At 69.5% G+C, this 14733-nt stretch carries 9 protein-coding genes; 4 read left to right on the top strand and 5 right to left on the bottom strand.

Features of this window, described 5'->3' with window-relative positions:
* Positions 1-82: 82 nt before the first annotated feature.
* The 5 genes from AB0D94_RS33365 to AB0D94_RS33385 all read right to left on the bottom strand — a co-directional run bounded on the left by AB0D94_RS33365 (position 83) and on the right by AB0D94_RS33385 (position 6303).
* Entirely contained in the window at positions 83-1084 is a 1002-nt protein-coding gene (locus tag AB0D94_RS33365; protein ID WP_362059989.1) for a PAC2 family protein, read from the bottom strand.
* Between the two features lie 127 nt (positions 1085-1211).
* Complete coding sequence (locus AB0D94_RS33370) at positions 1212-2819, bottom strand: glycerol-3-phosphate dehydrogenase/oxidase (protein ID WP_362059992.1); 1608 nt, start codon at positions 2817-2819, stop codon at positions 1212-1214.
* 40 nt (positions 2820-2859) lie between these two features.
* Positions 2860-4386, bottom strand: a complete 1527-nt coding sequence (gene glpK, locus AB0D94_RS33375) for a glycerol kinase GlpK (RefSeq protein ID WP_362059995.1) — start codon at positions 4384-4386, stop codon at positions 2860-2862.
* Positions 4387-4422: 36 nt separating this feature from the next.
* Complete coding sequence (locus AB0D94_RS33380) at positions 4423-5211, bottom strand: MIP/aquaporin family protein (RefSeq protein ID WP_362059998.1); 789 nt, start codon at positions 5209-5211, stop codon at positions 4423-4425.
* Between the two features lie 324 nt (positions 5212-5535).
* Positions 5536-6303 (bottom strand): IclR family transcriptional regulator, encoded by a 768-nt coding sequence (locus AB0D94_RS33385; protein ID WP_362060001.1) that lies wholly within the window; start codon positions 6301-6303, stop codon positions 5536-5538.
* Positions 6304-6554: 251 nt separating this feature from the next.
* On the opposite strand from AB0D94_RS33385, the gene metH reads away from it, so the two are divergent.
* From metH to AB0D94_RS33405, 4 genes are all read left to right on the top strand, one after another.
* Positions 6555-10067, top strand: a complete 3513-nt coding sequence (gene metH, locus AB0D94_RS33390) for a methionine synthase (RefSeq protein WP_362060004.1) — start codon at positions 6555-6557, stop codon at positions 10065-10067.
* A gap of 112 nt (positions 10068-10179) precedes the next feature.
* Positions 10180-10881: an HAD family phosphatase gene (locus tag AB0D94_RS33395; protein WP_362060007.1), complete on the top strand. Its 702-nt coding sequence runs from the start codon at positions 10180-10182 to the stop codon at positions 10879-10881.
* A 559-nt stretch (positions 10882-11440) separates the two neighbouring features.
* On the top strand, positions 11441-13045 hold the full coding sequence (locus tag AB0D94_RS33400) for an ABC transporter substrate-binding protein (RefSeq protein ID WP_362060011.1): 1605 nt from the start codon (positions 11441-11443) through the stop codon (positions 13043-13045).
* Positions 13046-13116: 71 nt separating this feature from the next.
* Complete coding sequence (locus tag AB0D94_RS33405; protein WP_362060014.1) at positions 13117-14697, top strand: ABC transporter substrate-binding protein; 1581 nt, start codon at positions 13117-13119, stop codon at positions 14695-14697.
* Positions 14698-14733 lie beyond the last annotated feature (36 nt).

Genomic DNA, 14733 nt, shown 5'->3' on the forward strand with positions numbered 1-14733 from the left:
GGAAGATCCAGCCCCGCCGGCGTTTGAGGCGCGGGGTGTGGGGCGGAGCCCCACGAGGCGGACCCGGCCGAGCCCGGGCCGGCTAGGCCTCCGGCGGGGTGTCGTCCTCCTCCGGCGGAGCCACGGCCGGGGGCTGCGGGTCCTCGCCGGAGGCGTCCGGCTTGCGCTTCGGCGGGCGCGTCAGGCCGCTCGACGTGTCCCGCAGGTACGACCCGTCACCCGGCTCCGGCGCCGGGCCGGCCGCCGGGTCCCGGCGGCGCAGGTACCGCTCGAACTCCCGCGCGATGGCGTCGCCCGACGCCTCCGGCAGGTCCGCCGTGTCCCGTGCCTCCTCCAGCGTCTGCACGTACTCCGCGACCTCGCTGTCCTCCGCGGCCAGTTGGTCCACGCCCAGCTGCCACGCCCGGGCGTCCTCGGGGAGTTCGCCCAGCGGGATCCGGATGTCGATCAGGTCCTCCAGCCGGTTCAGCAGCGCCAGCGTCGCCTTCGGGTTCGGCGGCTGCGACACGTAGTGCGGCACCGCCGCCCACAGGGACACCGCCGGAACGCCCGCGTGCGTACAGGCCTCCTGGAGGATCCCGACGATGCCGGTGGGGCCCTCGTACTTCGTCTCCTCCAGGTCCATCGTCCGCGCCAGGTCCGCGTCCGAGGTGACTCCGCTCACCGGCACCGGCCGGGTGTGCGGGGTGTCCCCGAGCAGGGCCCCCAGGATGACCACCATCTCCACGCCCAGTTCGTGCGCGAAGCCGAGGATCTCGTTGCAGAACGACCGCCACCGCATGGACGGTTCGATCCCCCGGACCAGCACCAGGTCCCGCGGCTTGGCGCCGCCGATGCGGACCACCGACAGGCGCGTGGTCGGCCAGGTGATCTTCCGTACCCCGTTGTCCAGCCACACCGTCGGCCGGTTGACCTGGAAGTCGTAGTAGTCCTCGGCGTCCAGAGCCGCGAAGACCTCGCCCTTCCACTCCCGGTCCAGGTGCGCGACCGCACCGGAGGCCGCGTCACCCGCGTCGTTCCAGCCCTCGAACGCGGCCACCATGACCGGGTCGATCAGCTCGGGCACGCCCTCAAGCTCGATCACCCAGGTCTCCTTCCGAAGTTCCCTTGTGTACGTGGGTCAGCCTAAGCCTTCATGAGGCACCGGCCACAGCCCACGACAGAGGGGCGGTTCCCCTCGGAACCGCCCCTCTTCCCCACCTGCGGGAGAGCTATGCCTTGCGGCCCAGCATCTCCTCGACCCGGGCGCGCACGGACGCGTCGTCCAGGCCGCGGACCGTCACCGTCGTGCGCCGGCGCAGCACGTCGTCGACGGTCTGCGCCCACTCGTTGTCACGGGCGTAGGCGACCTGCGCCCAGATCTCCGGGCCGTCCGGGTGGATGCGCTCGGCCAGCGCCGGGTCCTCGTTCGCGATCCGCGCGATGTCGAAGGCCAGCGAGCCGTAGTGCGAGGCCAGGTGACGTGCCGTCAGCGGGTCCATCCGCGTGCCGGGCTCACGGTCCACCAGCAGCCGGTGCGCGACCGCGTTCGGGTTGGCGACACCGGGCAGCGGGATCCGGCGCACCAGCGACTTCGCCGGCTCCATGTCCTCGGTCAGCGGGCTGCCCGGGAGCTTCGCCAGCTTGTCCATGACCACGCGGCCGATGTGGCGGTACGTGGTCCACTTGCCGCCTGCGACGGACAGCATGCCGCCCGCGCCCTCGGAGACGACCGTCTCGCGCTTGGCCTTCTCCACGCCGCCGGGGCCGCCGGGCAGCACCCGCAGGCCCGCGAAGGCGTACGTCATCAGCGAGCGGTCCAGGTCGGCGTCCTTCACCGAGAAGGCCGCCTCGTCCAGGATCTGCTGGATGTCGGACTCGGTGGCGCGCACGTCCGCCGGGTCGCCCTCGTAGACCTCGTCGGTCGTCCCGAGGAGGAGCTGGTCCTCCCACGGGAGGGCGAAGGTGATGCGGTACTTGTCGATCGGGGTGGCCATGGCGGCCTTCCAGGGCGACTTGCGCTTCATCACGATGTGCGCGCCCTTGGAAAGGCGGATGGACGGCATCGAGTGCTTGTCTTCCATGCGCCGCAGGTGGTCCACCCACGGGCCGGTGGCGTTGAGCACGACGCGCGCGTCCACCCCGAACTCGGTGCCGTCGAGACGGTCCTTGAGCTCGGCGCCGGTGACCCGGCCGCGCGTCATGCGCAGGCCGGTGACCTCGGCGTGGTTGAGGACGACCGCACCGGACTCGACGGCCGCGCGGACCGTCATGACGGCGACCCGGGAGTCGTTCATCTGGTGGTCGTAGTAGACCGCGACGGCCTTGAGGTTGTCCGTCTTCAGGCCCGGGTTGTCGGCGACGGCGCGGGCCGGCGAAATGACCTTGCCGACGCCGTCTCCGAAGGCGGAGAGCGCCGAGTACGCGAACACGCCCGCGCCCAGCTTCGCCGCGCCGACCGGACCGCCCTTGTACACCGGGAGGTAGAAGGTGAGCGGGTTGACCAGGTGCGGGGCCACGTCCTTGGCCAGCACCCGGCGCTCGTGGTGGTTCTCGGCCACCAGCTTGACCGCGCCGGTCTGCAGGTAGCGCAGACCGCCGTGGACGAGCTTGGAGGAGGCGGAGGAGGTGGCGCCGGCGAAGTCGCCGGCGTCCACCATGGCAACCCGCAGACCCGACTGCGCGGCGTGCCAGGCCACCGAGGTGCCCAGGATTCCACCGCCGATGACCAGCAGGTCGTACGTGGCCTTCGCCAGCTGCTCACGGGTCTCGGCGCGGCTCGGGTTCGAGCCGGCGGTCGGGTGCGTACCCAGCGTGGGGACGCTCTGCAGGCTGCTCATATCTCTCTTAGCTCCTCGTCGATTGACTCAGCTGGTGCGGTCAGCTGGCGTCTTCGTCGTCGACCCAGCCCATGGACCGCTCCACGGCCTTGAGCCAGCTCTTGTACTCGCGGTCCCGCTGCTCGGCGGGCATCCGCGGGGTCCACTCCGCCGCGCGGCGCCAGTTGGCGCGCAGGGCGTCGGTGTCGGGCCAGAAGCCGACGGCCAGGCCGGCGGCGTAGGCGGCGCCGAGGCAGGTGGTCTCGGCGACCATCGGGCGCACCACCGGGGCGTCCAGGAAGTCCGAGAGCGTCTGCATCAGCAGGTTGTTGGAGGTCATGCCGCCGTCGACCTTCAGGGCCGCGAGCTCGACGCCCGAGTCCTTGGTCATGGCGTCGGTGATCTCGCGGGTCTGCCAGGCGGTGGCCTCCAGGACGGCACGGGCGATGTGCGCCTTGGTGACGTACCGGGTGAGGCCGGCGATCACACCGCGGGCGTCGGAGCGCCAGTACGGGGCGAACAGGCCGGAGAAGGCCGGCACGAAGTAGGCGCCGCCGTTGTCCTCGACCGAGGAGGCGAGCGTCTCGATCTCGGCCGCGGACTTGATCAGGCCCATCTGGTCGCGCATCCACTGGACGAGCGAGCCGGTGACGGCGATGGAGCCCTCCAGCGCGTAGACCGGCCTCTGGTCGCCGATCTGGTAGCCGACGGTCGTCAGCAGGCCGCTGTAGGAGTTGATGATCTTGTCGCCGGTGTTCATCAGCATGAACGTTCCGGTGCCGTACGTGGACTTGGCCTCGCCCTCGGCGAAGCAGGTCTGGCCGAAGAGGGCGGCCTGCTGGTCACCGAGCGCCGAGGCGACCGGGACGCCTGCGAGGACGCCGTCCTTCACGTGGCCGTAGACCTCGGCGGAGGACTTGATCTCCGGGAGGACGTTGAGCGGGACGCCCATGGACTCGGCGATCTTCTCGTCCCAGGCCAGGGTGTGCAGGTTCATCAGCATGGTGCGCGAGGCGTTGGTGACGTCGGTGACGTGCACGCCGCCCTGGGCGCCGCCCGTGAGGTTCCAGATGACCCACGAGTCCATGGTGCCGAAGAGGATGTCGCCGGCCTCGGCGCGCTCGCGCAGGCCCTCGACGTTGTCGAGCAGCCAGCGGACCTTCGGGCCGGCGAAGTAGCTCGCCAGCGGCAGGCCGGTCTCGCGGCGGAAGCGGTCCTGGCCGACGTTGCGCCCGAGCTCCTTGCACAGGGCGTCGGTGCGGGTGTCCTGCCAGACCAGCGCGTTGTGCACCGGCTCGCCGGTGTTCTTGTCCCACAGCAGGGTGGTCTCGCGCTGGTTGGTGATGCCGACGGCCTTGACGTCGGCGGCGGTGATCTCGGCCTTGGCGATGGCCCCGGCGACGACCTCCTGGACGTTGGTCCAGATCTCGGTGGCGTCGTGCTCGACCCAGCCCGGCTTCGGGAAGATCTGCTCGTGCTCCTTCTGGTCGACGGCGACGATGCGGCCGTCGCGGTCGAAGACGATGCAGCGGGAGGAGGTGGTGCCCTGGTCGATCGCGGCGATGAAGGGGCCGGTGCTGGTGGTCATGGTGGCTGCTCCTGGGAAGTCCGGTGGACGAACGACTTAGACGAACGCGAGGTTGTAGATACCCGCGGCGAGTGCGCCGCCGATCAGCGGGCCGACGACGGGGATCCAGGCGTACCCCCAGTCGGAGCCGCCCTTGTTCGGCAGCGGAAGCAGTGCGTGGACGATGCGCGGGCCCAGGTCGCGGGCCGGGTTGATGGCGTAGCCGGTCGGGCCGCCCAGCGAGAGGCCGATGCTGACGACGGTCAGGGCGACGATCAGGCCGCCGAGGGTGCCGAGGCCCTTGCCGTCGTCGTTGAGGCCGAAGGCGAGGACGGCGAGCACGAGCACGAGGGTGCCGATGATCTCGGTCGCGAGGTTCTGCCAGACGTTGCGGACCTCGGGGCCGGTGGAGAAGACACCGAGCACCGGGCCGGCGTTCGGCTCCGTCTTCTGGTCGACCAGGCCCGCTTGCTCGGACTTGGCGGCGACGATCTCAGGGTCGGTGAGGTGTGCCTGGAACTGGCCGTAGTACGCCACCCAGGCGAGCGTGGCACCGATCATCGCGCCGAGCAGCTGGCCGGCGAAGTAGACCGGGACGTTGCCCCAGTCGCCGTCCTTGATCGCGATGCCGACGGTGACGGCGGGGTTGAGGTGGGCGCCGGAGAGGGTGCCGGTCATGTAGACGGCGGTCATGACCGCGAAACCCCACCCGAAGGTGATCGCCAGCCAGCCCGCGTTCTGCGCCTTGGAGCGCTTGAGCACGACGGCCGCAACCACGCCGGCGCCGAGCAGGATGAGTACGGCGGTACCGATGGTCTCGCCGATGAAGATGTCGGAGCTGGACACCCGCGACTCCTTTGTCTTACGTCCAGGGGTGGGCGGACACCGGGTCCCTCCGGTGGTCCACACACTCGGTGAGTGCTGCACCGGTCCTTGGCCTCGTCACACCCTAACGCGTATTGCCGGTAGGTGTTCGACAATGCCGACCGATGAACGGCAGTTTTCCGCCTAGATGAAGAACGCGTCAAGAGTCGACCAGGTCAAAGAACCGGATCGTTACCACTCGGTTCGATCGACCAAAACAAGCCACTGGATGATCGGGAAATGACAAAATCCACCCAAGTGGCCCACGGGATGGCCACTGGGTGGATCGGATGGCTCAGGTCAAGCTCAGAACCGGCCCGCACCGAGGTCGCGTGAAACCGACCGCGCGCAGTCCCGTACGGAGGCCACCAGGGCCGCCCGGGGCTCCCCGGACGCCGTGCAGACCCGTTCCACGGCCCCCGCGACGGCCACCGCCCCGACGGGCATCTTGCGCCGGTCGTGGATGGGCGCGGCCACCGAGGCGATGCCCTCCCAGGTCTCCTCCACGTCGGCGGCCCAGCCGCGCGCCCGGGTCAGGTCCAGGATCTCCTCGAAGCCCTTGCCGTCGGTGACCGTACGGGCCGTGAAGGCGTCCCGCTCCACCTCCACGGCCTGGGTGTGCGCGACCGGGTCGTAGGCCGACAGCACCTTGCCCAGGGCCGTGGAGTGCAGCGGCTGCATGGCCCCCACCTCCAGCACCTGGCGGCTGTCGTCGGGCCGGAACACGTGGTGCATGATCAGCACCCCGCTCTTGTGGAGCACCCCCACGTAGACGCTCTCGCCGCTGGCCCGGGCCAGGTCGTCCGTCCACACCAGGGCGCGGGCGCGCAGCTCGTGGACGTCGAGGTAGCTGTTGCCCAGGCGCAGCAGCTCCGCGCCCAGCTGGTAGCGGCCCGACGCGGGGTCCTGCTCGACGAAGCCCTCGGCCTGCAGGGTGCGCAGGATCCCGTGGGCCGTGCCCTTGGCCAGGCCCAGGGACGAGGCCACGTCCGAGAGACCCAGCCGGCGTTCCCCGCCCGCCAGGAGCCGCAGCATCGCAGCGGCTCGTTCGAGCGACTGGATGTTCCGTGCCATCGCGCAGCCTCCTGCTGACGTAGTTCGACAATGCTGAACACTATCGGTCGATGCCGACCTTGTGCATGGTTGGGCGATTCCCGGGGGCGATGAACGCCCCGTACCCCATGCGGCCTCCCGCGCACAGAATGCAGTCCGCCACGTGGGACAGCCTCACCGGGTCCGTTGCCGCGCGGTTACCCTGACCGCGTGCACCCTTGACACAGAGGGGGTGCAAAGCCGACAGCCGTCGCATCCCAGGGAGCACAACCATGGCCTCGTTGCCGAACCCGCCCGCTGACACCCAGACCCGGGCCGACGCCCTCCGAGAGGCGCTGGCCACCCGAGTGGTCGTGGCCGACGGTGCCATGGGAACCATGCTCCAGGAGCAAGACCCCACCCTCGAAGACTTCCAGCAGCTCGAAGGCTGCAACGAGGTGCTCAACATCACCCGTCCGGACATCGTCCGCACGGTGCACGAGGCCTACTTCTCCGTGGGCGTGGACTGCGTCGAGACCAACACCTTCGGGGCCAACTACGCCGCCCTCGCCGAGTACGACATCGCCGACCGCAACTTCGAGCTGTCGGAGTCCGGAGCGCGCATCGCCCGCGAGGTCGCCGACGCCTTCACCGCTTCCACCGGACAGCAGCGCTGGGTCCTCGGCTCGATGGGCCCCGGCACGAAGCTGCCCACGCTCGGCCACATCACCTACGCGCAGATCCGCGACGCCTACCAGGTCAACGCCGAGGGCCTGATCTCCGGCGGCGCCGACGCGCTGCTCGTCGAGACCACCCAGGACCTCCTGCAGACCAAGTCCTCCATCATCGGTGCCCGCCGCGCCATGGAGGCGCTCGGCGTCTCCGTCCCGCTGATCTGCTCCGTCACCGTCGAGACCACCGGCACCATGCTGCTCGGCTCGGAGATCGGCGCGGCGCTGACCGCGCTGGAGCCGCTGGGCATCGACATGATCGGGCTGAACTGCGCGACCGGGCCCGCCGAGATGAGCGAGCACCTGCGCTACCTGGCGCGCAACTCACGCATCCCGCTGTCCTGCATGCCCAACGCGGGCCTGCCCGTCCTGACCAAGGCCGGCGCCCACTACCCGCTGACCGCGCCCGAGCTGGCCGACGCCCAGGAGACCTTCGTCCGCGACTACGGGCTCTCCCTGGTCGGCGGCTGCTGCGGTACGACCCCCGAGCACCTGCGCCAGGTCGTGGAGCGGGTCCGCGGCACGGCCGTCACCGCCCGCGACCCGCGGCCCGAGCCCGGCGCCGCCTCGCTCTACCAGACCGTGCCCTTCCGCCAGGACACCTCGTACATGGCGATCGGCGAGCGGACCAATGCCAACGGCTCCAAGAAGTTCCGCGACGCGATGCTCGAAGCGCGCTGGGACGACTGCGTGGAGATGGCGCGCGACCAGATCCGCGAGGGCGCGCACATGCTCGACCTGTGCGTGGACTACGTGGGCCGCGACGGCGTCGCCGACATGGAGGAGCTCGCCGGCCGCTTCGCGACCGCCTCGACGCTCCCGATCGTCCTCGACTCCACCGAGGTCCCCGTCATCAGGGCCGGCCTGGAGAAGCTCGGCGGCCGCGCCGTCATCAACTCCGTCAACTACGAGGACGGCGACGGCCCGGAGTCCCGCTTCGCGAAGGTCACCCGGCTGGCCCAGGAGCACGGCGCCGCGCTCATCGCGCTGACCATCGACGAGGAGGGCCAGGCCCGCACCGCCGAGCACAAGGTCGCCATCGCCGAACGCCTGATCGACGACCTGAGCGGGAACTGGGGCATCCGCGAGTCGGACATCCTCATCGACACCCTCACCTTCACCATCTGCACCGGCCAGGAGGAGTCCCGCAAGGACGGCATCGCCACCATCGAGGCCATCCGCGAGCTCAAGCGCCGCCGCCCGGACGTCCAGACCACGCTGGGCCTGTCCAACATCTCCTTCGGCCTCAACCCGGCCGCCCGCGTGCTGCTCAACTCCGTCTTCCTCGACGAGTGCGTCAAGGCCGGACTGGACTCGGCCATCGTCCACGCCTCGAAGATCCTGCCGATCGCCCGCTTCGACGAGGAGCAGGTCGGCACCGCGCTGGACCTCATCTACGACCGGCGCGCCGAGGGCTACGACCCCCTGCAGAAGCTGATGGCCCTCTTCGAGGGCGTCAACACCAAGTCCCTCAAGGCCGGCCGCGCCGAGGAACTCCTCGCCCTGCCGCTGGACGAGCGGCTCCAGCGCCGCATCATCGACGGTGAGAAGAACGGTCTGGAGGCCGACCTCGACGAGGCCCTCCAGGCCCGCCCCGCCCTCGACATCGTCAACGAGACCCTCCTGGAGGGCATGAAGGTCGTCGGCGAGCTCTTCGGCTCCGGCCAGATGCAGCTCCCCTTCGTCCTCCAGTCGGCCGAGGTCATGAAGACGGCCGTGGCCTACCTCGAACCCCACATGGAGAAGTCCGACGCCGAGGGCAAGGGCACCATCGTGCTCGCCACCGTCCGCGGCGACGTCCACGACATCGGCAAGAACCTCGTCGACATCATCCTGTCCAACAACGGGTACAACGTCGTGAACATCGGCATCAAGCAGCCGGTCTCCGCGATCCTCGAAGCCGCGGTGGAGAACAAGGCCGACGTCATCGGCATGTCCGGCCTCCTCGTGAAGTCGACCGTGATCATGAAGGAGAACCTGGAGGAGCTCAACCAGCGCAAGCTGGCCGCCGACTACCCGGTGATCCTCGGCGGGGCCGCCCTCACCCGCGCCTACGTAGAGCAGGACCTCCACGAGATCTACGAGGGCGAGGTCCGCTACGCCCGCGACGCCTTCGAGGGCCTGCGCCTCATGGACGCCCTCATCGCCGTCAAGCGCGGAGTCCCCGGCGCGGCCCTGCCCGAGCTCAAGCAGCGCCGCGTGGCCAAGCGGGACACTCCCGTCCTCCAGGCGGAGGAGCCCGAGGAGCCAGGCGGCCGGTCCGACGTCTCCGTCGACAACCCGGTCCCCACCCCGCCGTTCTGGGGCACCCGCGTGGTCAAGGGCATCCCGCTCAAGGACTACGCCTCCTGGCTGGACGAGGGCGCCCTGTTCAAGGGCCAGTGGGGCCTCAAGCAGGCCCGCGCGGGCGGGGCGACGTACGAGGAGCTCGTCGAGACCGAGGGCCGGCCGCGGCTGCGCGGCCTCCTCGACAAGCTGCACACCGAGAACCTCCTCGAAGCCGCCGTCGTCTACGGGTACTTCCCCTGCGTGTCCAAGGGCGAGGACCTGATCATCCTGGACGAACAGGGCAACGAGCGGACCCGCTTCACCTTCCCGCGCCAGCGCCGCGGCCGCCGCCTGTGCCTCGCGGACTTCTTCCGCCCCGAGGAGTCCGGCGAGACCGACGTGGTGGGCCTCCAGGTGGTCACCGTCGGCTCGAAGATCGGCGAGGCCACGGCCAAGCTCTTCGAGTCCGACTCCTACCGCGAGTACCTGGAGCTGCACGGCCTGTCCGTCCAGCTCGCCGAGGCCATGGCCGAGTACTGGCACGCCCGCGTCCGCGCCGAGCTCGGCTTCGGCGGCGAGGACCCGGCCAAGGTCGAAGACATGTTCGACCTCAAGTACCGCGGCGCCCGGTTCTCCCTCGGCTACGGCGCCTGCCCCGACCTGGAGGACCGCGCGAAGATCGCCGACCTCCTCCAGCCGGAGCGGATCGGCGTCCACCTCTCGGAGGAGTTCCAGCTCCACCCCGAGCAGTCGACCGACGCCATCGTGATTCACCACCCCGAAGCGAAGTATTTCAACGCACGCTGAGGCGGACCGACGTACACTTGTCGGTCCCATACAGGCCGGTCACCTGTTCCCGGGGGGACACCCCCTGGGAGCGGGCGACCGGCCTTCTCGTCCCTTCTGAGAGGTGTGCCGGATGACCAGCACCGTTCCCGCGCCCGTCACCCGTACGGCTGACGGACACGCCCTGCAGGCGGTGCTCCTCGACATGGACGGCACCCTCGTCGACACCGAGGGATTCTGGTGGGACGTCGAGGCCGAGATCTTCGCGGAGCTCGGCCACCGGCTGGAGGACTCCTGGCGGGACATCGTCGTCGGCGGCCCCATGAGCCGCAGCGCCGCCTTCCTCATCGAGTCCACCGGCGCGGCCATCAGCGTCGGTGAGCTGAGCGTCCTGCTCAACGAGCGCTTCGAGGCCCGCATCGCCGACCAGGTGCCGCTCATGCCCGGAGCCGAGCGGCTGCTGTCCGAGCTCGCCCGGCACAACGTGCCCACCGCCCTGGTGTCCGCCTCCCACCGCCGGGTCATCGACCAGGTCCTCCTCACCCTCGGCCGGGACCGCTTCACGATGACGGTCGCGGGGGACGAGGTGACCCGTACCAAGCCGCACCCCGACCCGTACCTGCTCGCCGCGCGCACCCTCGGTGCCCACCCCGCGCGCTGCGCCGTCATCGAGGACACCGCCACCGGCGTGGCGGCCGCCGAGGCCGCCGGCTGCCGGGTCGTGGCCGTCCCCTCGGTCGGCCTGATCCCGCCGGCCCCCGGACGCACGATCGTCCGCTCCCTGGAGGACGTGGACCTGTCCTTCCTGCGCTCCCTCATCGCCTCGATGAACTGAGCCGCAGGGCGCCCGCACGGACCGAAACGCCCACACACGCCCACACGCCTCGACAGGCACCGATACGTACCGGAACCCCCCGTACACGCTCCGTGCCGAACGGATCGGCCGCCGGACCGAGGTCCCACGGAAGGATCTTCCGCCAACTGACCCGGAGGCTGAAATTCCATCCTCCTCGGGATAGTTGTCCCGGGTGACCTTCGTCACCCGTCAAACCCCCGACGGACCTGTCCGCCGACCCCTTCGGCTTCCCTTGTGTCCGGATTGATCAGCTCGTGACCGAATCTTCGGCGACCTCCGGGTAGACAGCCAGTCCGCACCCATCACCGTGCGATTACGCCCCAAGTCCGGCCAGTTCCAGCCATCCCGCCCCGGCCCACTAGTGTCGACGCGGGCACTGCGCCGCACCTCAGCCGTACCGGACACACACCCCTGTGCCGGAACCGCGTGGACCGATCGTCACGACACCGGCCCGATCGTTCCGCCCCGAACGGGCGACGCCGCGAAGTGCCCTTTACGCCGCTTTGAGCAAGTGCCGGTTACAGGGAGTACTTCCAGCATGAACCGCAAGACCATGGTGCTGACGGCCGCGGCCGGACTGCTCGCCCCCGCGCTGACCGCATGCGGCAGCGCGAGCGGCGGAGGAGCAGGATCCGGAGCGATCGTCGTCGGGACCACCGACCGGTTCGAAGCCGCCGACTACGCTCCCGCCCCCTTCGACCCCGCCTACGCCTACGACGCCGGCGCGTGGAACGTCCTGCGCCAGACCGTCCAGACGCTGATGCACACCCCGCGCGGCGGCGGCCAGCCCGTCCCCGAAGCGGCCTCCGACTGCCGCTTCACCGATGCGGGCAACGAGAGTTACCGCTGCACCCTGCGCCCCGGGCTGAAGTTCGCGAGCGGTGACCCGCTCACCGCGAAGGACGTCAAGTTCTCCATCGACCGCATCCGCGCCATCAAGGACGAGAACGGCCCCTCCTCGCTGCTCTCCACCCTCGACACCGTCGAGGTCAAGGCCGCCGACACCGTCGTCTTCCACCTGAAGACCCCGGACGCGACCTTCCCCTCCAAGCTGTCCACCCCCGCCGCCGGCATCGTCAGCGAGAAGAACTACGACGCCAAGAAGCTCCGCGAGGGCTTCTCCGTGGACGGCTCCGGGCCGTACACGATGAAGGCCGAGGTCAAGGACAACCAGCTCGTCCGCGCCGTCTTCAGCAAGAACCCCCACTACAAGGGCGACCTGAAGGTCCAGAACGACAAGGTCGAACTGCGCACGTTCGCCGACTCCGCGGCCATGGGCAAGGCACTCACCGGCGGGTCCATCCACATGGTCTCCCGCACCCTGTCGCCCGCCCAGATCACCGAGCTCTCCGCCAAGCCGCCCAAGGGCGTCAAGCTGGTCCCGATGCCCGGCCTGGAGATCCGCTACATCGGCTTCAACACCGACGCCCCCGTCGTCAAGGACAAGGCCGTACGCCAGGCCCTCGCCGCCGCCGTCGACCGCAACGCGCTCATCTCCAAGGTCTACGGGAAGTCCGCGCAGCCGCTCTACTCGCTGGTCCCCACCTCCGTGAACGGCCACGTCAACTCCTTCTTCAACAAGTACGGCGAGGCCAACACCGCCAAGGCCGCCACCCTGCTGAAGGACGCCGGGATCAAGACCCCGGTCAAGCTGACCCTCAACTACACGAAGGACCACTACGGCGACGGCACGGCCGTGGAGTTCGAAGCCCTCAAGGCCCAGCTGAACTCCACCCAGCTGTTCGACATCACCGTCCAGGGCAGCGACTGGGCCGACTTCCGGCCCGCCCAGAAGAAGGGCGACTACGCCGCCTACGGGCTCGGCTGGTTCCCCGACTACCCGGACGCCGACAACTTCCTCGCCCCGTTCCTGGAGCAGGACAACTTCCTGGGCACGCCGTACGCCAACAACGCGGTGCGCACCAGGCTCATCCCCGAGTCCCGGCGGGCGGTCGACCGCAACGTCGCCGTCCCCGCGATCACGGAAATGCAGGACATCGTCGCCGAGGACGTACCCGTCCTGCCCCTGTGGCAGGGCAAGCAGTACGTCGCCGCACGCGACGGAATCACCGGAGTGGAGTGGTCCGTCAACGCCATCTCCGACCTCCAGCTGTGGGAGCTCGGCCGAGGTGTCAGCGGCTGAGACCGGCAGTATCCGGCGGCGGGTGTCGCAGGCCGGCGCAACGATCGAGTGAGACTGTGAAGGACGTTCGCGTGATTCGACGTAACCAGTGGCTGGCGGCCCCGCTCGGCGCAGCCACCGCCGCCGCGCTGCTCAGCGGTTGCGGTTCGACCGATGGCTCCAACGCCGGCAGCGGCAAGGGCGTGGTCATGGGGATATCCGACAAGGTGAAGGCCACCGACCCCGCGTCGGGCTACGACCCGGGCTCCTGGCTGCTCTTCAACAACGTCTTCCAGTCGCTGTTGAGCTTCCCCAAGGGCGGCACCACCCCCGAACCCGACGCCGCGCAGGCCTGCGCCTTCGAAGGCGCCGACAGCAAGCTGTACAAGTGCACGCTGCGCAGCGGCCTGAAGTTCAGCAACGGCAACGCCCTCACCTCGAAGGACGTCAAGCACTCCTTCGAGCGCACCCTGAAGATCAACGACGACAACGGCCCCGCCGTGATGCTGTCCTCGATCGCCGGGATCGACGCGCCGGACGACAAGACCGTCGTCTTCCGCCTGAAGACCTCCGACGCGACCTTCCCGAGCAAGATCGCGTCGGGCGCCGGCTCCATCGTCGACCACACCGAGTACCCGGCGGACAAGCTCCGCACCGACGGCAAGGCCGTCGGCTCCGGCGTCTACAAGCTGGACTCCATCAGCGAGAAGAGCGCCAACTTCTCGGTGAACAGCTCCTACACCGGCCGGGCCAAGCCGAAGAACTCCGGCGTCACCATGAAGTTCTTCAACGAGGACCAGGCCGCCCTCAAGAAGGTCCTCGAAAGCGGCGACGTCGACTTCGCCTTCCGCGGCCTCGCGGCCAAGGACATCGCCGGCCTCGCCGACAAGACCGGCAACCAGAAGGTCGAGGTCGTCCAGGGCACCGGAGCCGAGGTCGAGCACCTCGTCTTCAACATGAACGACCCGGTCGCCGGCAAGCTGCCGATCCGCAAGGCCATCGCCTACCTCGTGGACCGCGAAGCCCTGGTCAAGGACGTGTACGACGGCACCGCGACCTCGCTCTACTCCATCGTCCCGGCCGGCATCGCCGGGCACACCACGCCCTTCTTCGACCGCTACGGCGGCAGCCCGCAGCCCGAGAAGGCGAAGGCCGTCCTGCGCGCGGCCAACATCAAGGACAAGGTGAAGATCACCCTGTACTCGACGCCCACGCGCTACGGCCCGTCCACGGACCAGGAATTCCAGCTCATCGCCAAGCAGCTCAACGACAGCGGCCTCTTCGAAGCCGACGTCAAGTCCATCGAGTTCGAGCAGTACGAGAAGGACATCCAGGAGGGCAAGTACGGCGTCTACGTGAAGGGCTGGGTGCCGGACTACCCCGACGCCGACAACTTCACCCAGCCGTTCTTCGGCCCGGACAACGTCCTGCGGAACAACTACGACAACAAGGAGATCAGCGGGACCATCATCCCGTCGACCTCCGCGAAGTCCGACCGCTCCGCCGCGAACGCCGACTACGTCCGCCTCCAGGACATCGTCGCCGACGAGATCCCGATCCTCCCGCTCTGGCAGGGCAAGCAGTACGCGGTCACCCGCCCGAACGTCACCGGCCTGCAGTGGTCCCTGGACGCCTCGACGGTCTTCCGCTTCTGGGAGATCAGCAAGGGCTGATCCCGCAGGGCCCGCAGGGCCCGATGTGCCTGAGCA

The sequence above is a fragment of the Streptomyces sp. NPDC048255 genome (assembly GCF_040652415.1).
Lineage (GTDB): Bacteria > Actinomycetota > Actinomycetes > Streptomycetales > Streptomycetaceae > Streptomyces.